The 22,809-nt window shown below is 35.4% G+C and carries 21 protein-coding genes and 1 pseudogene; 6 read left to right on the top strand and 16 right to left on the bottom strand.

The window, feature by feature from the left end; genetic code table 11:
* Nucleotides 1-80 precede the first annotated feature (80 nt).
* On the top strand, nucleotides 81-674 hold the full coding sequence (locus AC0OM3_RS09565; RefSeq protein WP_000373143.1) for a hypothetical protein: 594 nt from the start codon (nucleotides 81-83) through the stop codon (nucleotides 672-674).
* A 130-nt stretch (nucleotides 675-804) separates the two neighbouring features.
* Here the strand turns inward: AC0OM3_RS09565 and AC0OM3_RS09560 are convergent, their stop codons facing one another.
* The 5 genes from AC0OM3_RS09560 to AC0OM3_RS09540 form a co-directional block, all read right to left on the bottom strand.
* On the bottom strand, nucleotides 805-1,359 hold the full coding sequence (locus AC0OM3_RS09560; protein ID WP_001201801.1) for a hypothetical protein: 555 nt from the start codon (nucleotides 1,357-1,359) through the stop codon (nucleotides 805-807).
* Nucleotides 1,360-1,620: 261 nt separating this feature from the next.
* Nucleotides 1,621-2,616 (bottom strand): D-cysteate sulfo-lyase, encoded by a 996-nt coding sequence (cuyA, locus tag AC0OM3_RS09555; RefSeq protein WP_001046608.1) that lies wholly within the window; start codon nucleotides 2,614-2,616, stop codon nucleotides 1,621-1,623.
* A 356-nt stretch (nucleotides 2,617-2,972) separates the two neighbouring features.
* Nucleotides 2,973-4,205, bottom strand: a complete 1,233-nt coding sequence (locus tag AC0OM3_RS09550) for a DUF4073 domain-containing protein (RefSeq protein ID WP_000754275.1) — start codon at nucleotides 4,203-4,205, stop codon at nucleotides 2,973-2,975.
* Nucleotides 4,206-4,400: 195 nt separating this feature from the next.
* On the bottom strand, nucleotides 4,401-5,942 hold the full coding sequence (locus AC0OM3_RS09545) for a serine hydrolase domain-containing protein (RefSeq protein WP_000797426.1): 1,542 nt from the start codon (nucleotides 5,940-5,942) through the stop codon (nucleotides 4,401-4,403).
* A 209-nt stretch (nucleotides 5,943-6,151) separates the two neighbouring features.
* Nucleotides 6,152-7,072 carry a class I SAM-dependent methyltransferase gene (locus tag AC0OM3_RS09540; protein WP_002164096.1) on the bottom strand — a complete coding sequence of 307 codons (921 nt, stop codon included), beginning with the start codon at nucleotides 7,070-7,072 and terminating at the stop codon, nucleotides 6,152-6,154.
* Nucleotides 7,073-7,287: 215 nt separating this feature from the next.
* On the opposite strand from AC0OM3_RS09540, the gene AC0OM3_RS09535 reads away from it, so the two are divergent.
* Nucleotides 7,288-7,869, top strand: coding sequence for an ATP-binding protein (locus AC0OM3_RS09535; RefSeq protein ID WP_000826986.1), 582 nt, complete (start codon nucleotides 7,288-7,290; stop codon nucleotides 7,867-7,869).
* 150 nt (nucleotides 7,870-8,019) lie between these two features.
* Entirely contained in the window at nucleotides 8,020-9,132 is a 1,113-nt protein-coding gene (locus tag AC0OM3_RS09530; protein WP_474211544.1) for an LPXTG cell wall anchor domain-containing protein, read from the top strand.
* A gap of 48 nt (nucleotides 9,133-9,180) precedes the next feature.
* On the opposite strand, the gene AC0OM3_RS09525 is transcribed toward AC0OM3_RS09530, so the two are convergent.
* Nucleotides 9,181-9,852 (bottom strand): ABC transporter ATP-binding protein, encoded by a 672-nt coding sequence (locus AC0OM3_RS09525; protein ID WP_000202593.1) that lies wholly within the window; start codon nucleotides 9,850-9,852, stop codon nucleotides 9,181-9,183.
* Nucleotides 9,852-10,916 carry an ABC transporter permease gene (locus AC0OM3_RS09520; protein ID WP_000477754.1) on the bottom strand — a complete coding sequence of 355 codons (1,065 nt, stop codon included), beginning with the start codon at nucleotides 10,914-10,916 and terminating at the stop codon, nucleotides 9,852-9,854. Before AC0OM3_RS09520 ends, AC0OM3_RS09525 begins: the two co-directional genes overlap by 1 nt.
* Before the next feature lie 185 nt (nucleotides 10,917-11,101).
* Between AC0OM3_RS09520 and AC0OM3_RS09515 the strand changes: the two genes are divergently transcribed.
* Both AC0OM3_RS09515 and AC0OM3_RS09510 read left to right on the top strand, forming a co-directional pair.
* Nucleotides 11,102-11,725, top strand: a complete 624-nt coding sequence (locus AC0OM3_RS09515; protein WP_014895296.1) for an ArsR/SmtB family transcription factor — start codon at nucleotides 11,102-11,104, stop codon at nucleotides 11,723-11,725.
* A 69-nt stretch (nucleotides 11,726-11,794) separates the two neighbouring features.
* The gene (locus tag AC0OM3_RS09510) at nucleotides 11,795-13,054 is read left to right on the top strand and encodes an MFS transporter (protein WP_000353364.1); all 1,260 of its coding nucleotides are present in this window, start codon (nucleotides 11,795-11,797) and stop codon (nucleotides 13,052-13,054) included.
* A gap of 98 nt (nucleotides 13,055-13,152) precedes the next feature.
* Here the strand turns inward: AC0OM3_RS09510 and AC0OM3_RS09505 are convergent, their stop codons facing one another.
* From AC0OM3_RS09505 to AC0OM3_RS09490, 4 genes are all read right to left on the bottom strand, one after another.
* The gene (locus AC0OM3_RS09505) at nucleotides 13,153-14,529 is read right to left on the bottom strand and encodes a sensor histidine kinase (RefSeq protein ID WP_000839516.1); all 1,377 of its coding nucleotides are present in this window, start codon (nucleotides 14,527-14,529) and stop codon (nucleotides 13,153-13,155) included.
* 1 nt (nucleotide 14,530) lies between these two features.
* Nucleotides 14,531-15,208, bottom strand: a complete 678-nt coding sequence (locus AC0OM3_RS09500) for a response regulator transcription factor (protein WP_000781961.1) — start codon at nucleotides 15,206-15,208, stop codon at nucleotides 14,531-14,533.
* 152 nt (nucleotides 15,209-15,360) lie between these two features.
* Nucleotides 15,361-16,200 (bottom strand): YitT family protein, encoded by an 840-nt coding sequence (locus AC0OM3_RS09495; protein ID WP_000747488.1) that lies wholly within the window; start codon nucleotides 16,198-16,200, stop codon nucleotides 15,361-15,363.
* A 331-nt stretch (nucleotides 16,201-16,531) separates the two neighbouring features.
* The gene (locus AC0OM3_RS09490; RefSeq protein ID WP_046946107.1) at nucleotides 16,532-17,173 is read right to left on the bottom strand and encodes an ATP F0F1 synthase subunit alpha; all 642 of its coding nucleotides are present in this window, start codon (nucleotides 17,171-17,173) and stop codon (nucleotides 16,532-16,534) included.
* A 473-nt stretch (nucleotides 17,174-17,646) separates the two neighbouring features.
* On the opposite strand from AC0OM3_RS09490, the gene AC0OM3_RS09485 reads away from it, so the two are divergent.
* On the top strand, nucleotides 17,647-18,042 hold the full coding sequence (locus AC0OM3_RS09485; RefSeq protein WP_000454095.1) for a DUF3224 domain-containing protein: 396 nt from the start codon (nucleotides 17,647-17,649) through the stop codon (nucleotides 18,040-18,042).
* Nucleotides 18,043-18,255: 213 nt separating this feature from the next.
* On the opposite strand, the pseudogene AC0OM3_RS09480 reads toward AC0OM3_RS09485, so the two are convergent.
* The 5 genes and pseudogenes from AC0OM3_RS09480 to serC all read right to left on the bottom strand — a co-directional run.
* Nucleotides 18,256-18,393: pseudogene (locus tag AC0OM3_RS09480) on the bottom strand (enoyl-CoA hydratase); the annotation flags it as partial.
* 72 nt (nucleotides 18,394-18,465) lie between these two features.
* On the bottom strand, nucleotides 18,466-18,975 hold the full coding sequence (locus tag AC0OM3_RS09475) for a DUF4303 domain-containing protein (RefSeq protein WP_002164097.1): 510 nt from the start codon (nucleotides 18,973-18,975) through the stop codon (nucleotides 18,466-18,468).
* Between the two features lie 144 nt (nucleotides 18,976-19,119).
* Nucleotides 19,120-20,367, bottom strand: coding sequence for a DUF1015 domain-containing protein (locus AC0OM3_RS09470; protein WP_474211537.1), 1,248 nt, complete (start codon nucleotides 20,365-20,367; stop codon nucleotides 19,120-19,122).
* 13 nt (nucleotides 20,368-20,380) lie between these two features.
* A complete protein-coding gene (locus AC0OM3_RS09465; protein ID WP_000490256.1) occupies nucleotides 20,381-21,553 on the bottom strand; it encodes a 3-phosphoglycerate dehydrogenase family protein in 1,173 nt (390 codons plus the stop codon).
* Between the two features lie 12 nt (nucleotides 21,554-21,565).
* Nucleotides 21,566-22,648, bottom strand: a complete 1,083-nt coding sequence (serC, locus tag AC0OM3_RS09460; protein ID WP_033690219.1) for a 3-phosphoserine/phosphohydroxythreonine transaminase — start codon at nucleotides 22,646-22,648, stop codon at nucleotides 21,566-21,568.
* Between the last annotated feature and the right edge of the window lie 161 nt (nucleotides 22,649-22,809).

Genomic DNA, 22,809 nt, shown 5'->3' with positions numbered 1-22,809 from the left:
AGTTATGTAACCATCCATAAAAAGGAATATTACATAGGCTAAGTCTAACATTACATTTTTAAAGTGAGGAGAATAAGCGTATGGACCAATATTGGTATTTGAATTCACAGGGAAATGGGCAACAATATAATAACCAAATTTCATTATATTCACAGTCCGAAATAACTACATCTGAGGTAATGAATGATTTGAAGATTCCTGAGAATTGGAGTTACCGAGTCTATCCAGTTAGTTGGGATTCATCAGCCAATTATACGGGGTTCAATCCCCACCCCCCTCTCTTCTCTTGGGGGCAGCCAATTAATTATGCAGGGATAATGCCCCAAGGTCATCCTGCTAATTGGACTCCATTACCAAGTCATGCAGGTTTTAATTTTCAAAAACCTCCCTTCCCCTGGGCACAACCATTCAATCATACAGGGATGTTCGCACAAGGTCATCTTGCAGCTTTACTATCGCCGCCAGCCAAGCCTTTTCATTTCAATACCAATAACTCGGGTGTTTTTGGAAACCCTCCAGGATGGGGTGGTCCGTGGGCCCCAATGGGATGGGGAAATAACGGAGGTAACGGTCAGCTAGGAATGCTTGGAAACTTACTTACAGCAGGAAAAGGCACCATGAGTGGAATAGGAATGATCAGTAGTCTAATCGGGATGGGGAAGTTCTTCTTTTAGTTAATTAGAACAGGAGAATGTGGCTGTAGCTTTAATCAACCACATTTAAGGACAGTAATCTCCCACCTAACTTCCTAGCATAGCATTCGCGGAAATTTTAGGTAGATATGTATTGTTACAAGTTACCGTTTTACTTTGAGTGCTCCTTTACTTTCTTATCAAGTGCCTTACTATAAGCATCTTTGTTTTCCTGTGATAACTCATAAATTGCTTTTTTCCAATGCTCTCCGTCTACACCTGATAAAAATTCAGTACCTTTCATTGTAGCTTCTTGAATCTTCTGTTTATCTTCTTTACCAGCATCCTTAATTAACTTCGTTGCTTTTCTTGCCTCTGTTACCCCTTCTTGTATGGATTTGTGAATGTCTTTGTATGTATCAGGTACTTTTATGTGTTCCATATTGTCTAAAATTTTATCTATCTCGTTTGATGTTTTTAAAACAGCTTTTGCTTTTTCTTTGTCCTTTAAGGATTCTCCTAAGTTTAGTAATAGTTCATCCTTCTTAAATTGGAACTCTACCACTTGCTCACATATGTAGTACGGATACTGTTGTTCAGAAATTACTGTTTTCGTTATTGCTTTACTAGTTTGCTCAGTCTTATGAGTAGAATCTTTATCTCCTACCTCGCATCCGACTAACAGCATAAATGGAACTGCTAACGTTACTAGTTTCTTTGCTCTCATTATGTATTCTCCTTGTAGAAAGTATTGTAAGTAATTAACATATCAAACTATAACATACATTACATTATGGTTCACTTCCATTACGCTTTTAAAATGTAAAATAAGAATACACCCCATAAGCCACAAATAAGATTAATAGAATAGAAATGCCGAGTGCCGTATATATAATCCATTTTAAATTTGAATTCATATCATCCTCCTACCTCTCGGTAATTCCAGTATATAACAAAAAAAGCATTGGATACCCAATGCTTTTTACACTTACGCAAATAAAGAAGTATTCGCATATAAAGCTGGTGAACCACCTGAATGTACGAATAAAATATTGTCTTCCTTATTAAATTTACCTTTTCTAATTAAGTCGATTAATCCCGCTACTGCCTTACCTGTATACACTGGATCAAGTAAAATACCTTCTGTTTTCGCAAGTAACTGAACTGCCTCTACCATTTCCGGCGTTGGTAACGCATAGCCTGGTCCTACATATTCATCAAAGCACGTAACAGCGTCGCGCGAGATAAAGTTTGGAATACCAACATGTGCTGAAGTTTCATCTACAAGTTTTGCTACTTTCTCTTCTTGCTCAGCTTTTCCTCTACTTACATTAATCCCGATTACAGGAATATGGCTTTGTGTTCCAGAAAAACCAGTAATTAAACCAGCATGCATACCGCCGCTACCACTTACACAAACAACTGAACTGAAATCAATTCCTTGCTCAAATGATTGCGCCATAATTTCTTGCGCACAAGCAACGTATCCCATTGCGCCCGTAGGGTTTGATCCACCAACTGGAATTACATATGGTGTACTACCTTTTTCACTTACTTCTTTCGCTACTTTATTCATCTCTTCCATCAGGTCTGCTCCGTTCGGTACAACAATGACGTTTTCAGCACCTAATAAGTGATATAAGAAATAGTTTCCGTTAAAGTCTCTCTTCTCTTCTGGCTCAAGCCCTTCCTCTAATACAAGAATACATTTCATTTTTTCTTTTACTGCAGCAGCAAGTGTCAGGCGGCAATGATTTGACTGAATACCACCAGCTGTAATTAACGTATCTGCACCCTTTTCCTGTGCATCTGCAACTAAAAATTCTAACTTTCTCGTCTTATTGCCACCAGCTGTTAAACCAAGTAAATCATCTCGTTTAAAATAAATAGTCGGGCCACCAAGTGCTTCAGAAAAGTTGTTTAACTTTTCAATTGGTGTATATGATTCTGTATATTTTTTTCTCGGGAATTTAGCTAAATTCATTGTAACGCTCCTTTTGTACTTCTTTCACAATATATGTAACGTTACTATTATTACACGTAAAAATGGTGAAGTCATCTTTCTGGGTTAAAAATGTATTAGAATTTCGTTTTGATAAGTAAAACCGTATTAATGATTTTAACTTAATTACGGTACATGAAATTTATATCAACGATTTTTTAAATATATCGTTCATTCCTTACAATATATCAACGATTTTTCAAATATATCTATCGTAACTTGCAATATATCAACGATTTTCTTAATATATCGATCTATCGACAAAAAACGACAGACAGGCAACCCCTTTCTCATCAACAAAAAAAGAGCCTACACATTCAAATGCAGACTCCCTCCAATCACTTATTTACCGAAAAACGAAGTAACTGTGTTAATCCCGGCTCTAAATTCATTTCACCTTTATGGCGTACGTATACGACTTTATCTCCATCAAATTTCGGAGGATTTGCTTTACTATACGTATGCCACTCATTCGTTCCTTCTATAGAATACTCCATATATTCAGTTGCACCGACAATTATATTTTTACGATCATCTGCCGTTACATTTGGTGCCATCTGCGCAATTTTTGAATCACTAATTAATAACTTCTTTATATCCTTATCACGTTTGTAATCGTAAGCTGTCACAATTACATCGTTACCATATGCTTTCACTTGTAACCCTTGTTTAAATGAATAGCCATCTGGAGCAGTTTTCTCTCCTCCATTTGGCCCTGCTGACATCCAGCCTGTTTCAATACCGCCCGTATTTACAACAGTGAAACCTTTTTCATCTCCACCTTTAATTTTCTTTTTACCAGCCCAGTCAGGTAAGTTTAAATCCCAATGCGTATGGCTCGTGAAGAAAACAACTTGCGGATAGTCTTTTAATATATCGTACAATTTATCCACGTTTAAATAATCTTGTAAATATGGTGATTGTCTTGATCCCGATACTGTATCAGGTAAAACGTGATGAGAGAAAATGAAGATTGGCTTATTTTTATCTTTTTGACTGTACTCTTCTAAATTTTGTTTTAACCAACCTAATTGCTCATCACTCATATATACTTCATCCCACATTTTTGAATCGTGGTATTTCATATATTTTTCAGTTCCTAAAAATAGAAGCGGATAACCGTCTAATTCTTTTTTATGATATACCTTTTCTTGTCCACTAAATTTCAGATAGCGGTTAAATAAAGTTTCCTCAGTTACACCATTTGGCCATGTACTTTGAGAGAGTTTCCCATCTGCTGTCCATTTACCAGCATAAAACTCATGATTCCCAACAGTAGACCATACATTTTCTGGATGCTTATTTTTATTTAACACACGCTTTACATCATCATATTGTGACTGTTGTCCAGTCGGCGTTATATCCCCATTCATAATAAGCGCTCTAGAAAGTGGCGTTACTTTATTCATATCTTTTAATACGTGATCAAAATCTCCTAAATCACCTTGAATGTCACTAATAACATTAAAAGTTGTAGCTGATTTTCGAACTTGCTCTTTCCCTTCCGCATGTGCTGAAAATGTCGGTAATAATGCCGCCATAACTGCTAACGAAGCAACTGTCTTTTTCATACAAATTCTCCCCCTAATAATAGAATGTACCAACTGACATGTTCTGCTTCTCTTAGGTGCTTGTCCAATTCATATTATAGGGGGAGATTGTAAAGATTAATGGAATAAAAAATTAAGTGTTTTTTAAGAGATTTTGTCTTTTTTCACACTCCACAATTAGCAATTCGCGCCAATATAGCTTTCTAGTCTTTTACATTACATACATGTAAATTTTGATGTTAAATCTTTTATTTTCATACGTTGTTTTTTATTACTTCTAATTTTCGGGAAAAATCCACTAATTAATAATGTTATAATCCATACCATTATTAGAATAAAATTTATTGTATTACCGGAATTCAAGCTGAAAACCCTCCACAAATAGGCAGCACAAAAAACGAGAATAGCAGTAATAATAAGTAAAAATGTCCTAACTACTAATCCGATGTAGGATTTCTTCTCTTGCTTAAAAATGAAAGTTCTTCCACCTTTGTACAATCTAATTACAAATAGTAGCAAGTATACACCAAGTGCGGCTCCAATAACAATTGATGTAATGAAGTTATTTTTTCTCTGCTCAGCTAGAGCAAAGTAACTTTCAGGTAATTTTCCCGTTTCATATTCAATCCATGCGTGGTAAATATCCTGTCGTAAGTCTATACCACCTTCACTATTCGTAAGAATTACCAATCCATCCTTTGTATTAGGAATGAAACCATAAAAAGAATGCCAGCCTCGATTGTCACCAGAATGATAAAGTAATTTCCATTGATTAGATAGTTTTTTTTCAAATATACCTAAACCATTCTCCCCTAATACTGGCTTTTGCATTTCTTCAACACGTTCACTTTTGATGACACCACTCCCTTTATTATTTGCATCCATGCTTGCAAGTATCAATGTCATCATATCCGTAACATTTGTCTTGAGGCCTGCAGCAGCCTGTTCGGTAAATTGGTAACTAGGGAGCTCCTCTCCAAAATATCCATAGCCTTTCGAAAGGTTAGGGTTTTCAGGATTTTGTAAAAATGAACTAGAGTTCATTCCCAAAGGTTTCATAATTTGTTCTTCCATATAACGATTAAACGGTATTCCAGTAACCTCTTCCATTACAAGTTGTAAAATTGTATATCCTCCACCAGAGTATATTGTTTCTGAACCTGGTTTATTAGTAACCTCCACTGGTTCATTAAGCCATCCTTTTCCAGACAAAGACTCCTCGATAGAATCAAGATGTTTTCCTGGTGCAACCCCAAGGTATCCTTTATGTGCAGACAGCCCTGCTGTATGACTTAATAATCTTCTTATTGTGACTTCATTATTATGAAACTCTGAATTAGATAATTTCCATTTGGTCAGATATTTTTCAACTGGATCATCTAGTGATAAACGCCCTTCATCTACAAGATGCAAGACTCCCCACGCTGTAAGGCTTTTAGATATGGAACCAGCTTGAAATACAGTATCATCACTCAACGCTTTTTTTGTCTTTTTATCTACATAACCGTAGTTTAGTGTATAAGCAATACGCCCCTCATGTACAATCCCTATTGCAACCCCTGGTACCTCATAATTCTCCTGCCATTTTGGTACCTGTTCATCCAGCTTTTTTTTGAAATCCTCTATACCCCTATCAGTCAACTTACTCGATTCTGTCCTCACCACATTTGTAAACAATGCTTCATTCGTAATGAATATACAAATGATGAAACATAAAATACTTTTGCATATTATCGATGCCTTTTGTCTATTCTTCATTTGCTTTGCCCCTTTTTCAGAATATTCTTTCCGTCACTCAGAATATCCCATTCATTTATCTAGTTCTATCGATTTTTATTACTTAACCTTACAAAATTGTAATAAAAATCAAAGTTCTACATACTTAGGGGTTTTAATGTTCTTTATTCAAGGGCAGTGAATGTAATACAAAAAAGACACAGAGATTCCTCCCCATGCCTACTAATTTCCTACCTTTTCACCGCATGCACATAATGCACTGTCTCAAAAGCTTTCAAATAATCGTTTCGTCCTTCAAAATATAATTTATTTATGTCTTCTGGCGATAAATGTTCATAAATGAGTAAGCCCGCCTTCTCTAACAGTGCTTCCATTTCGGCATAAGAAAAACATGATTTCATCGGTTCTCCGCCTACCGCAGCCATTTTTACCATATTTTCAACTCGATTGGACAGTCCCTTTTCCGTAAACAAGTTTTCATCGGGATAATCGAAAACGATAGAACTTCCTGCCGGAACCACCTCAAATAAACATTCTATTAAACTAGAAAGTTCCTCTTTCGTTAAATAGTACGTTACACCTAATAGACTAAAGAACGTCTTTTTATTTTCAAATCCTTCATTCCGTAACTGCTCATAGAAAAATCCTTTCGTGAAATCCATCGAAACAAAATGAAGGTTATTTGGAACTTCAAGTTCTACTTCTTTTATTCTTTCCTTCTTAAACGCCTGCGTAGAAGGATGATCCACTTCAAATATTTCTATTTTATTCTCTAACTCTCGGTTTCTAAAACTGAACGTATCTAAGCCTGCACCGAGTATGACGTATTGTTTCGCTCCTAATGTAATTTCATGTAGTAATACTCTTTCACAATATGCGGCACGTGCTAAAGGTGTTGGTGATAACTGAACTTGTGTAATCCATTTTAATATTTCTTTTGGATTGTCTTGAAACTGCTCTGCAATGTCTGTATTGAAAAAGTGAATCCCTTGAACCATGTTCGTTTCAATATTGTTACGTTCTTTTTGTGAAATGAAATCTTTAGCTACATAATCATTAAAGATTTTAGGACTATCAAATTCACTATGATACGCCCTTCCGAATGCTGATACTAACGACGTTACACTTGCTTCACCTTGTTTCACGCACATACACTCTCCTTCATTTTCACAACAAAAATAGGGTTCCCCTGGCCAGGAGAACCCTATTATACACCTTATTTTTATATTGGTAAATTATAGCATAAATAAGTTTTTTTGTCAAGTTTTCAGCCTACTAACGCTCCAATAATTTGTGTAATCTCTAGCAGGAAGATTTCGATCTACACCGAATATTCCAGTTCATAACAATACAAATGGAGGGCGTCATGAAAAGATTAGTCATCATTACAGTTGGAAAAACACACAGTGGAAAAACTACATTTGCAAGAGCATTAGAAAAAGAGTTACCCCACTCTTTCGTTATGGATCAAGATAATCAAGCTGAATTTATTAACACGCATTACGAAAAATTACAGCCGGCTAAAGGCCCTAATACATTTAAGCACGGTCTTTCAAAATTCATTGTTGATTATGCGAAAGAACATTCAAATTTACACCTTATTATTAGTAACTCCAATCGCAGTAAAAATGGAAGGTTATATTTACTAAACGAATTATTTCCACAGAATGAATATGTACGCATACTCGTTCATTTTGACATTCCAGATGATGTACTTTACGAAAGAGTGGCTCGAAGCACGCGAAGTACCAATATTTTTAGAGGTGGATATTCTAGTTTCAAAGAAGTATTTGATCGACAACAAACTGAATCACTTCACGATGATGTGGTAGATCCTATAGAAAATGAGGCTGATTATTTGTTTGTTATTCGCAATAATAAAGATATAAGCTTTACTATTGAAGAAATTGTTCATCTAGCTAAAGATTTATCCCCTACTCCAAAATAAGAGATTATAAAAATTACATAATCATAGATTATTATGCAAATACTTCCTCTAGACGGCGCAGATGGTATATAATGATGGAAGAATCTACTTCTATATGCTCATTTTTACACAAAACAGTTCATGCATATGAAAGAAAAGAGGTACAAAAATATGAAAACAAAAAAAACAATTGCTGCGTCTACACTAGCTTTAGCAATGATTGCTGGCGCGAACTCTGCTCATGCGGAAGTAAATGATGCTACTCCTCAGCAAAGTACGGGAGATCGATTAGCTGAAATTAAGCAACATAAACAAGAGTTAGATGCAAAATTGCAGCAACACAAAGAAAACGTGGATCAAACATTAAATGAACTTAACAAGGTTAAGGAAAATGTTGATACGAAGGTGAATGAACTACATGAACGTAAACAAGTTGCTGATGAAAAAATTAACGAAGTTAAACAGCATAAACAAGAACTAGATGCAAAACTGCAGCAAGACAAACAAATCGCCGAAGATAAAATCGCTGAAATTAAAGAGCATAAAAAACAAGTAGAAGATAAAGTTGCTGAAGTAAAAGAACATAAGCAAAATATCTATAACAAAGTGGATGAGATTAAAGAACATAAACAAACTGTCGATGAAAAAGTGAATGAAATGAAGCGACATAAAGAGAACATTGATCAAAAGGTTAATGAACTTAAGGAAGTTAAAAAACAAGTAGATGAAAAATTAGCTGAGTTAAAGAAAGCGAAACAAACTGCTGAGGACAAACTCGCTGAACTAAAAGAAAACAAGCCGAATACTGGTAACACGTTAGAGGAACTTAAGAAAATTAAAGGCAATTTAGACAGTCTTTCCGCTAACTTAGAATTAGCTAAACAAGATGTAAAAAATAAACTAGCTGTTTTACAAGAAGCTAGACAAGATTTAATTAATAAAATTAACAAAATTAAACAATCGAAACAAACTGTTTCAGATGATTTATCAAAGAAAAAACAAGACTTAGATATTAAAATCAACGACTTTAAGCATACTGAGAAAAAAATTGACGACAAATTAGCTGAGTTACATACAACGAAGCAAAATGTTGATAACAAGATTAATGAAGTATCACAGTCTAAACAAACGCAAGCAGATAATGGTACTAAAAACAATAACGCTAAAGAACTTCCTAACGCTGGTAGCGAGCAATCAAACAATATGGCTCTAGGAATGCTATCTGTATTAGGCGGTGTTTTATTACTTACTCGTAATAAAATTAAAACGTTATTCTCTAAATAAGTCCATTAAAAAAAGAAAACCGCACATACATGTACGGTTTTCCTTTTTTTATATTAACTGTCCATCTCGAAGCTTCAATATACGATCACATACATCAAGCATTCTTTCATCATGTGTAATCATAATTGCTGCTTTTTGGCTCTCTTTCACTTCGCGTTTCATCATTTCAACAACTTCACGTGCGCGTTTTGAGTCTAAGCTTGCCGTTGGCTCATCCGCTAATATTAAATCTGGGTTGTTCATGAACGCACGAGCGATTGCTACCCTTTGTTTTTCCCCGCCAGATAGTTGATTTGGATAATGATTCTTTCTTTCTCCTAATCCAAATGCCGCTAATAAATGATCTGCACGCTTTTCGGATTCTTGTTTACTTTCTTTTTTTAGCTTTGCAATGTAAAGTAACTGTTCTTTCACATTTAAATATGGAACAAGGTTTGCAAACTGGAAAATGAAGCCGATTTTTTTCAAACGAATGTCTGTCATTTCCTTTTCTGATAACTGTGTAATATTTTGCTCACGAATGTAAATATCCCCTTTTGATGGTGATAATAATGCACCCGCGATTGATAATAACGTACTTTTCCCTGATCCAGAAGGACCGACGATTCCGATAAATTCTCCGGCTTTCACATCAAGCGATATCGGATGAAGGGCTGTTACTTCCGTATTCCCTTCTCCGTACACTTTACTTACTTTGTCTAATTTTAATAATGAAGTCATTACATCCCGCCTCCAATTGCTTCTAATGCATCAACTTTTAATACTTGGTATAACGAAATAAGTGTTCCTAAAATACTAATTACGATAAAGATTGCTGCATATTGCGCAATCATCGGTGTTGTTAATAAGAACGGCATACCTGCTGGTAAAATTTGTTCTAACCCTTGTACAAGAACGATACTGATTACCATCGCAACGACTGATAAGAATAACGCCTGCACGACTAAGCTATTTGCTAAATACGAGTTCTTTGTACCGATTGCTTTTAATACACCTAATTGCTGTGTTTTTTGCAGTGTAATAACGTAGAAGAATACACCGATTAGTAATGCAGCGATAACAAGTAAGAACGCAATGATCATCGTTAATGTTCCTTGTTCTTCTTTAAATCCTGGAATACTTTGTAGCACTTCTTTTTTGTCAATTACGTGTGCATTTTTAATCTCTTTATCTGTGTTAAGTGCAATTGCACTATAATCTTTTTGGTTTGGTTGTGAAATAGCACCCCATACGTCTTCATTTACATAAACGACTGGTGTATGGCTAAACATTTGATCTTTCGTAAATCCGACGATTGTAAATTCTTTCTTTGAAACAGGATCGATAATTGTATCCCCAATATCGATTCCTTTTTCTTTAATTGATTCATCAGCAACCATTTCGTTATTTGCTGTACCTAATTTCTCCCCTTTTACAATGTTCGGTTCTAAAAATGAATCCCGTTCACTTGAGAAAATAGCGATATCAACCTTTTTCGAACTATCTTTCTTTTCATATGTTGAAACTTTCACACGAAACGGAACGGCTTCTTTCTCGCCTACTTGATTTACTACGTTATCTACATCGTCTTTCTTAATTTGTGAACGAAGTAATTTATTTTCCGCATCATCTGCTAAAACGAACTTATTCGCCTCCATATTTTGAATCGATGAAGCATTATCATATGATAGTCCATTTGCTAATCCTGAAATAACAAGAACTAAAAATGATAATAACACCATAATCAGTCCGATTAATCCGTATCTTAATTTTGATTGTTTCAATTCACGCAGAGCTAAAAACATTTCGCTCGCTCCTTCCTCTTTCTTTCTATGCACTAATCATAAAAAAGAAATATGAACGGAATATGAACAGAAGATTACAGAGAGTAAGATTTAATTTTCAGAAAGTATTGAAAATAAATAAAATCCTTGATACAATTCAGTCAAATAATATTGACCGAGTAATTTAATTCAAGGAGTTGATCATGTTGAAGCCCGTATTAACACTAACTACTTATAGCCAACTAAAAGCATTAAGCGATCCATTACGTGCCGAAATGATGATACGTCTATGCGAACGTCCTTATACTGGACAATTACTATCTGAGAAATTCGGCATTTCAAGGGCGAAAATTCATTATCATTTAAAAGAATTAGAAAAGAATGGGCTTATAGAGATCGTTTATACAGAAGAAAAGAATGGGATTGTTCAAAAGTTTTATCAATCTGTCGCTAAAGGCTTCACCCCTGCCGCAGATCTATTACCTCATTTAGAAATATTAAGCGAATCAGGTCGCCAAATCTTTTTACAAATGATAGAAAGAACGAAAAGCCAAATTCTCGCTGCACCAGAAGAAGCTTTTACATTACAAAATGCAAGTGAAGATCCAGCTAAGTGGAATTACGTTTCATCCTGCTGGGAATTTGATGCTACGCCAGAACAATTTCAAGTGTGGGTGAAAAAGTTTTATGAATTAATGGCTGAATTAAACGAAATCACAAAAGGTGCAGATAAAGATCCGAATAGCAAACCTTATTATATTTCTACTACTGCACTTCAAATCGCTGAGAGAACAATGCAGCAATTTATTAAAAAAGAAGAAAAATCGTAATACGATTTTTTTTACCGAGACGGTCAATTTTATTTTACCGAATAAAATTATTATAAAGGAGTAGATAAAGTGGACATATTAAAAAACCGGAATTTCCTCTTATTATTTTTAGGGAGAATTTTTACAAACATAGGAGATAGCTTGTATTATGTAGCAGCAATGTGGCTCGTATACAAATTAAGTGGTAATCCTTTTTATTCTGGATTGGCTGGTTTCCTTACGTTATTACCTTCTGCATTACAATTTCTTACTGGTCCATTCGTCGATAGATGGTCAATAAAAAACACCCTCGTCATCACACAAGTTTTGCAATGCATTCTTATTTTAATCATTCCAATTACACACTACTTCGACCTACTAACAGTCCACCTACTACTCATCATCATGCCCATCGTAGCTTTTATCGAACAATTCGCCTATCCCGCACAATCGAAAGCTTTACCACTTCTACTGCATAAAACACAATTATTAAAAGGAAACTCACTCTTTTCATTTGCATATCAAGGCATTGATTTAATTTGTACGACTCTTTCTGGAATATTAGTAGCACTATTTGGCGCAATTACTTTATATGTAATCGACTCTTTTACATTCGCGATTACTGCCCTTTTGTTCTTTTCACTAAAAATGCCAAAGCAAACAGAAACCAATACATCGCTATCAACTAAACAATATTTCACTGATTTAAAAGAAGGTTTTTCGATCGTCTTTCGTTCATTAATGGGCGTATTCTTAATCGGTTCAGTAGTCGCTAATTTTTCAATCGGTATGACGATGGCGATACTCCCTTCTTTCGCTGATTCTTTAGGAGGTGTGAAATCATATGGGTTCTTCTTAGCTGCTATATCAGCAGGTAGTCTTATCGGTGCATTATTCAGTTCATGGGTTGGCAAACGTAATGTTGGCCGTGTCTCCATTATTAGCTTTGCGACCGGCGCTATCTTTTGGTTTCTCTCTACGATTGTACCGTTTCAATGGCTATCTATTTTCTTATTCGGCCTAGCCTGGATTCCAATTGGTGCGACCAACATATTATTTGCGACAATTAGTCAAATTGTAATTCCAAATCAATATATCGGGCGCATCAATTCAGTCATGCGAAGTATGGGCACAATTGCTATGCCGTTCGGTTCTTTAATTGGTGGATATGCTGCAAATGTATTTAGTAGCCAACTCATTTTCGCGCTCGCTAGCATCGGAATTTTATTTATTTCTCTCGTATGGCTGCTTCATCCGAAATTACGAGCATTGCCAAAAGCTGATGAAATTACTGCGGATACTTTTGGGGTTCGGTTTAAAGTAGAACGTGGGAAAGGTGCGGCTTTATAGCTGCAGTGAGAGGGTACGTGAAATTTATATCGGCGATTTTTCGATTATATCGACTTACCGACAAAAAAAGAGGCCGTTCCGAAAACAGCCTCTTTCATCTATTTAGGAAGCTCAACCCGAACGGTCGTCCCTTCTCCCTTCGTACTATACACTGAAACGTTTCCATGATGCAGTTCAACAATCTTCTGCACGATCGATAACCCTAAACCGCTACCTTCTACATTTCTTGCCCTTGCTGTATCTACCTTATAAAAACGATCAAAAATACGCTCCATTTCTTCTTTTTCCATGCCGATTCCGTTATCGGATATAGAGATTATAACGCTAGACTCTAACTCTTCGACAAAAAACTCAATGGTCCCACCATCGTTTGAAAACTTTATACTATTCGTAAAGATATTACTCCATACTTGATGAAGTAAGTTTTCATCACCTTTTATAGTGATATCCGGCACATCAAATTCAACGGCAATATCTTTCTCGCGCCATTTCCACTCAAGCATAAAAATGACGTCTTTAATTTGCTTCTGCAGATTGAATTCTCTTATTTGTAGAACCTTTTCCTCTTTATCTAATGAAGCGAGCGTAAGTAACTGTTTACATAAACTAGACATTCGCTTGCTTTCACCCTCAATAATTTGTAAGTAATGATTTCTTTCTTCCTCACTCATCTTTTCTGTTTGCAACGTTTTTGAAAAACCTTGTATGGAAGAAAGTGGCGACTGAAATTCATGTGAAACGTTCGAAACGAATTCTTGTCTCATTTCATCTAGTTCTTTAATACTCTTCGTCATCTTTTGGAAGCTTGTAGATAACGTTCCTATTTCATCTTTTCGTTTTACATCTAATTCAATTTCATATTCCCCACTCGCAATTTTTTGCGTAGCCTTCGTAAATTTACGGATTGGGCGAACGATATAACCTGCTGCAATCGCTATAAAGATAATACTTAATAGTACGATAAACCCAAGTAATACCGCTAAGAAAATTCGCATCTCGCCAAATTGGTTCTGAATGTCAGGACGAATAAATAACGCGTACTGTTTATCACCGTGCTTTACCGGTACACCAACACTATTTATTAATTCATTATCGAAAAATCCTGTAATAAAAAGACGCGTTGGATACGTAGAAACACCATTAAACGTTTCTCCTTGCAATACTTTATGAACAGTAGCATCGCTAATAGACGTCTTACGAAACGCATTACCAATACGCTTCCCATTCTTTTGATCATCGACAATATAAATTTCATACCCTAACTTTGCAATAGAATGCAAATACGTCTCTTGATTTTCTTCACTTTGCTTTTCATATAACGATTTAACTTCTTCCGCATACTTTAAAATCTTTTCACTATTATACGGTTTTAACTTCACTTGATAATATACGTTCGTTAATAAAAAGCCGATAATACTACTAAGTAGCATAATGCCGACCGTCATAAATACAAATCTAGAATATAGTGATTTCATCTTATTTCAACTCCAACTTATACCCGAGGCCGCGCACTGTCGTAATTTGAAAATCATCCGTTCGTTTTGAGAAACGATCTCGGAGCCTTTTCACATGAACATCAACTGTTCGTTCATCTCCTTCAAAATCCATTCCCCATACTAATTCAATTAATTCTTCTCTTGAAAATGTTCTTCCAGGATAACTAGCTAATTGTGATAATAACTCAAATTCCTTTAAAGGAAGTAAAATTGTTTGACCGTTACACTTTACTTCTACACCTTTTCGATCAATTGTCGTTCCGTGCAACGTAATAATATCTGCACTCAGCATTTGATAACGGCGTAATAAAGCTTTCATACGGAAAATCACTTCAGCTGGTTCAAATGGTTTTACGATATAATCATCTGTACCAGAAATGAATCCTTTTTCTTTATCCACTAACTGGTCTTTCGCAGTTAATAAAATAACCGGTATATCATGATACTTCCGGATTTCTTCACATAACGTATAGCCATCAACGAACGGCATCATAATGTCTACGATCGCAAGATGAATATTTTCCTTCTCTAAAACGTCTTGTGCTACCTTTCCATCTTCTGCTTCAAAAACTTTAAACCCCTCTTTTTGCAAATGGTAATGCAACAACTCTCTAATATGCTTATCATCATCAGCTAATAAAATATGTATCATCTTCATTAAACCCTCTCTTGTTCATCCTTCTACATCCTTACCTTAAGAAACAATTGAATTTTTTGCAAGAAAAAGAAAAAGAATCTATTTTGAAAAAAGATGATTCAAAATAGATTCTTACGTTTTAGTATTAAGATTATTTTAATAAAAAATAAGTTCTAAGCTTTAGAAATATCAACGAATCCTTCTCCAAATACGTCACGAACATCATGTATAGCGATGAATGCAGCCGGATCTGTAGTTTGAACAATCCTCTTTAGCTTCACTACTTCTTGCTTATTGATAACAACATAAAGAATTTCCTTCGGAGTTTTCGTGTAATAGCCATGACCTGAATACACGGTAACCCCTCTGCCCATTAACGTAGTTACCTTCCCGGCAATTTCATTCGGGTTATCAGAAATAATTGTAATGGCTTTCTTCGGATTTAAACCTTCAATTACAAACTCCATCACTTTCGTTGCTACATATAGCATAATAATTGTTATCATCAGTTTTTCTGCACCAATGATGAAATAAGATGAAAACGCAACGATTAAATCGAAGAACAGTAGACCGTAGCTAATGCTCCATCCTAAATACTTATGCGTCATCCTTGCTAAGATGGTAGTACCTGCAGTTGTTCCGCCAACGCGAATGATAAGACCAATCCCGCATCCAATAAATATTCCTCCGAAAATGGCATTTACGAGCATTTCATCCGAAGCAATCGTCCATCCTTCTGTCAAATGAAGGAATAGCGAGTTCGTAACTACAGCGATAATCGTATAAATTGTTGTTATCTTATTTAAAAATTTATAACCGGCTATTAACAAAATTGCATTTAAAATTAAGTTAACTAAGCCCGGTGACCATTCAAATAAATAATACGTAATAATCGTGATACCTGTTACCCCACCCTCACCAAACTCGTTCGGGATAACAAACAAATTGACACCTAACGCAAAAAGAAATGCACCAATAATAATAAAAATAATGTCTGTCGTTCTTTTTTTCATACAGTACCTCACTTCTTATGTAAATATTTATTCTGCCATAAACTCTCACCATTATATCGTGGAATATTCAAATCGAACAGTGGTTTGTTTTTATTTTAATATAAGATAAAAAATCAACATTATTTATTATGTACTGCAAATAAAGTTTTGATTTCAACCGTAATTTACTCTTAAAAAGAAATGCTAAACATTGACTTGCACAAATTTCAAATAAAAAAGTACCCATCTAATTCTCATACGCAATGAGAATTAGATGGGTACTGCATGATACATTTAGTTTTTACATGTATTGTTTGGAGAAAATTGCAAATAACGACCTATACTCGCCTTATTAAGACCAAATCCATACATCATCATTATTTTCAGCGTTCGTCTTTGCTTCATGAACTTTTTCAATATGATCAACTGTGTTCCAGTTAATAGAAATACCACCCCAGCCCACATACTCCATATCAATTTTCACTTTCTCACCCACATTAAATACTTGTCCCTTTGTTAAGAAAACATCAATAATATCTTTCTTCCCATTTAGCGATGGATACTCAACTACAACATATTTAGTAGCACCGTCTCCCTCATCTTCCATCGTTCCTACTTTTGATACTTCTCCAATTACATAATTAGGTGAGCCATCTTCTTTCATGTGCATACCTAACTTGTTTGTTGTATTTTCAACTGCAGTTGCAACCATATATTCTGTAAAATTACGCATCATAGATCCAGTAGCTTTTACTTCATCTCCTACTTTAACGTTTGAAAGTGAATCAATATACACACTAACAGGTTCCTCATATTGCTGAGATTTTACAACAATTACACCGTTATCTACCTCTACTACTCGTCCTTCTAACGTCGAGAAGTTCGATTCAATAGAAGCGGCACTCGCTTTTGTTAGTTCTAACCCTGGTACATTTGTTCCTGATAATGCTGCGATACCTAAAGCACCTGCTAAAATTATTTTTTTCATACCCATATGTAACATCTCCATTCATGATGATTGTATTTGTTTGATTGGTATCGACCAACCTGTAATCATTATAGTTACAAGTCATAAAAATAACAACCGTTTTCCTCATGCAATGTTGCATACTGTAATTTTCAAATGTAAATTGATTATTCCTATATTCAACACTAAGACTGAATTCTTGAATCCCAGCAGGTAAACGGATTAATGATGAAGAAACTAATTTCATACATCATGTTTTTCAATGATACAGTTTGTATAATCGTAGTCCATTACATTATGTAGCAGCGGAGTTAACATGTTAATAAAACCAAAGAGGTTACAAGCAGGAGATATCCTGGCGACAGTAAGTCCTTCATGAGGAGGCGCAGGTAATTCTGAGATAAGATAACGATATGACAGGGCTCAAATAAATAAAAACACCCCTATAAGATATGACTGTGAATTAGTACTTTTCAAATGATAAAGGGGGATTTACATGTATGGAAGTAACATTTACAGTAAGTAAATGGGATGAAAAACCAATCGATGATACTAAAAAAGATTTCCCTATTAATATTGCACATGTCGAATATGATATTGATGGTGAATTAAAAGGAAAAGCTTTTATTGAATACTTCTTATATTATTTAGACTCAAATATAAATGATGGTCACTTAGCTACTTCTAAAATTTCTGGATTTTTACACTTTGAAGGAATTTATAAGGGGCAACAAGGGACATTTACAGCTATAGAGCAAGAAATATTTGATAAAGAAAATTTAGATTCCCCAGGAACAATTATTAAAGCTACCGGTAACTTAGAAAATCTAAAAGGATCCTATAATTATCAATTTACAGGTCAAACCAGTAAACTAATTTTAGAGTTTGAATGTTAGCAAAATATCCTATAATTTAGTGGAAAGGACACTTCTTGTAATACTAGGAATGTCCTTTTTGTTGACGAGCTTATTCAAGTTAAAAATGAACAGAATATATTACATAACTTCTTATTAACAGTATTCAATGATACATAAAATTTTCGTTATGGGGGGAATTAAAAATCTAAGCCCGAGTGACATGGCCCACCTATTCATTACTTTCTCTACTAACTAAAGAATAATCCCAGAAAAACTCCCCTTCATAACTTCCTTTTCAATTTGATTCCTACATATAAACATCGCAATAATTTTTGTACGATTTTTTTCATCGGGCTCAAATTGTTCAATGGTTACGTCACAATGAATAGTTACTATTAATTGGTGACTTTCGATTAAATGAAAATCGCCTCTTATAGAGCGCAGTTTTACTTATATTCATTCTTATGCAAATTCTGAGGCATATTCTTCGTATGTCTTTAATGTATTAAGCAATCGAACTGATTCAATCATGATTTCGTTCGATGAATCAGTTACACAAATGATAATAAATCGATTATCATCTCCGTCTCCAAACAAGCCTTCTGATTTAAGTTCCATTAACACATTTAACGTTTCTTTCAACAGTGTATTTACTCGTATGTTAAAGTCATCTTCGACGATATCATGATATTTGTTAATAATTTTGTTCACTTCATCAAACATTCCAAAATCGTCCCATTCGCTCCACTCAACAGCTCCGTATCTATAATAATTGTATAAAGGGTCCGACTTATTAACTTTGATTAGTCTTTCTTTATTAGCCACTGGTCCAATGCTATTGACACAATCGTCTGTTAATATGGAGTACCCATATATCGTGTCAACACCGCACCTAGTTATAAGTTCGTTATAATGACAACGAATTGCATTTTTCAACTCAACATAAAAACGTTCTTGCAGTTGCATTTTCATCGTATTTCCTCCGTTTTTTGTAGCGATCTGTCGTTACATATTTCAATCTTAACATCAAAATCAACATGAAACGTTAACTGAGCCAAAATAAGAAAAACCGAAACTATAATCATTTCGGTTTTTCAAAACTGTAGAAGTCTATATTTACTTTAAAGAATGTACAAACAACCCGCTGCGCAGTTTCGGTTCAAACCACGTTGACTTTGGCGGCATAATTTCTCCAGCGTCTGCGATTGCTAATAACGATTCCATTGATGTCGGATATAGTGAGAACGCTGCTTTATATTCACCGCTATTTACAAGGCGTTCTAGTTCTTCTAACCCGCGGATTCCTCCGACAAAATCAACGCGTGAATCAGATCGCGGATCGTGTATTTCAAGTACTTGGCTTAATAAATGATCTTGCAGGATAGATACATCTAAACCTCTAACAAGATCATTCGCATCAAATGTTTCTTCTTTCACAGTAAGCTTATACCACTTCTCATTTACATACATACCAAATGTTTTTGGCTCATTTGGTTTATACGGAGAAACAGCCGCTTCTTCTACATAAAAGTATTGCGTGATTTGTTTTAAAAACTGTTCTTCTGATAAACCGTTTAAGTCTTTTACAACTCGGTTATAGTCCCAAATAGATAACTCATCGTGAGGGAATAAAACAGATAAGAAGAAATTAAACTCTTCTTCTCCTGTGTAATTCGGATATTGTTCTCTTCGCATGAGCCCTACTTTTGCAGCTGATGCGGAGCGGTGATGCCCATCTGCAATATAAAGATTAGGAATATCTTCAAATACGTTTACTAAACTTGCAATTACTTCTTCATCAGCTATTTTCCAGGCAACATGCTTAACGCCGTCTTCTGCTGTAAATGTATAGATTGGCGCATGTTCTTCTTTCCAGCTGGCAACAAAACGCTTTATCTCTTCTTTTGTACGATACGTTAAAAAGATAGGACCTGTATTTGCGTCACACACATCTACGTGGCGAATGCGATCAAGTTCTTTTTCATGACGCGTTCTTTCATGTTTTTTAATTGTATCATCTTCATACTCATCAATAGATGTACAAACGACAAGACCTGACTGCGTTCTTCCTTGCATCGTCAGTTCATAAATATATAGTGCTGGCTCTTCGTCTTGAATAAACACTTCTTCTCGTATAAATCGATTTAAATTTTCACCCGCTTTTTCATATACGCGATCATCGTACGGTGAAAGTGCCGGGTCTAAATCAATTTCTGCTTTATCAACGTGTAAGAAAGAATACGGATTCCCTTTTACAACCTCTCTTGCTTCTTCACTATTTAATACGTCATACGGTAAAGCAGCGACTTCCACTGCTTTTTCTTCTACTGGACGAATGGCCCGAAACGGTCGGATTTTTGCCAAATTCCTCTCTCCTTTACACAATCATTCGAACGGCTACAACACCTGTAATTTTGCTTATATTTTCCACAATGTTCTCTTTTATTATATCATCAATTCCGTTATCGATATCAATCATTGTGTATGCCCAAGAATGTTTACTACGATTAATCATATCAGCAATATTAATATGATGTTCTGCTAAACATCCTGTAATTTGTCCTACCATGTTCGGAACGTTTTGATGCATAATCGTAATTCGTTTTTTTCCGATATACGGTAATTCTACGTTTGGATAGTTTACTGAATTACGAATATTTCCTGTCTCTAAATATTCACGTAATTGGCGCGCTGCCATTACTGCACAATTTTCTTCTGATTCAGACGTAGATGCACCGAGGTGAGGCGTCGCTGTTACGTTTTTCATTTTAATCACATTTTCATTCGGGAAGTCAGTTACGTAATGCGCAATAACATCTTCTTCTAACGCTTTTTGAAGAACTTTTTCATCTACAAGTTCTCCTCTTGAGAAATTGAATAAACGCATTCCTTTTTTCATCTTCTCTATAGCGTGTTCACCAATAAGCCCCTTCGTTTGATTGGTAAGAGGAATATGCAGTGTAATATAATCACACGTTGCAAAAATTTCATCAAGGCTAAATGCTCTTTGCACATGTGTAGAAAGGCGCCAAGCTGTTTCAACTGAAATGTAAGGATCATATCCGACGACGTCCATCCCTAAAGCTAACGCATCGTTCGCAACTAAAGCACCAATTGCGCCAAGTCCGATAACCCCTAGACGTTTCCCTGCAATCTCTGATCCAACGAATTGTTTTTTCCCTGATTCAACAAGCTGTGGTACTTCTTCACCCTCTAAATTTTTCGTCCAGCTTACTCCGTTAATAATATTACGTGAAGACATAATAAGGCTGGCGATAATAAGTTCCTTCACTGCATTTGCATTCGCTCCTGGTGTATTAAATACTACAATCCCTTTTTCTGTACAGCGCTCGACAGGAATATTATTTACACCAGCACCAGCTCTTGCAATCGCCTTTAAGTCTTTTGAAAAATCTTCTTGATGTAAAGAATAGCTGCGAAGTAAAATACCATCTGGGTGATCCATTCTCTCCCCTACTTCATAACGCTCTCCGCTAAGAACTTGTAAACCTTTTTCCGCAATTTGATTTAACGTTTGAACACGAAACATATCCCCATCTCCCTATCTATTCTCAAGCTCAAATTCCTTCATATAATCTACTAATTGCTGTACACCGTGTACTGGCATCGCATTGTAAATACTTGCACGCATACCACCGACTGAGCGATGTCCTTTTAACGTAACAAGGCCGCGTTCTTTCGTTTTTTGTAAAAACTCATTGTTCAGCTCTTCTGACGGTGTTGTAAACGGAATATTCATAAGTGATCGATACGCAGGGTCAACTGGTGAAGTAAACAATTTAGATTCATCTAAAAAATGATAAATAAGTGAAGATTTCATTCTATTCTGTTCTTCAATCGCAGATACTCCGCCTTGCTCTTTCAACCACTCTAGTACAAGTTTTGTTACGTAAATACTAAAGGATGGCGGTGTATTATATAAGGAGTTATTTTTACTGTAAGTTTCATAATTTAACATTGTCGGACAAGAGCGATCTGCTCCTCCAATTAAATCTCTTTTTATAATTGCAATCGTTAAGCCCGCTGGCCCTAAATTCTTTTGCGCTCCCGCATATATAAGGCCAAACTTCGTAACATCATATTGTTCTGATAAAATATTTGAGGACATATCCGCAACGAGCGGTACTTTATCTAAATGTGGAACTTCTACATATTTCGTCCCCTCAATTGTATTATTCGTTGTAATATGTACATAATCTAGTTTTTCATCGCTCAGTAAACCATCCAATTTAGGAATTGTAGTAAACTTCGCTTGTTCAGACGAAGCAATCACTTGTACTTCCCCTACTTTTTCAGCTTCTTGCATCGCCTTTTTTGACCATGAGCCAGTCAATACGTACCCTGCTTTTTTATACGTATTCATTACATTTAACGGTATCATAGAGAATTGTAATGACGCACCGCCTTGTAAAAACAATACATCATATTCATTAGGAATGTTCATTAATTCACGAAGTAGGTTACTCGCTTCATCTATAATACTTTGAAAATATGAAGATCGATGACTCATTTCCATAATAGACATGCCTGTCCCGTTATAATTTACAAGCTCCTTTTGCACTTTTTCTAAAACTGGCAAAGGGAGTATTGATGGTCCTGCTGAAAAATTATACACTCTCTCCATCACCATGATAACCCCCCTATTTCTCATTTTTATTAATTTTTAAACTTTCTGAATTATAACCTAAAATATAATATACGGTCAATTTGTTTTCCACTATTATGGCGTAAGACGCAATGGAATCGCTTGCAAGTGCAAACCTTTTTTTATAAACATACAAAAAA

Source organism: Bacillus sp. FAU20, from assembly GCF_056033865.1.
Note: the sequence above shows the minus strand (reverse complement) of the source record. Positions and strands in the feature narration are given on the sequence as shown.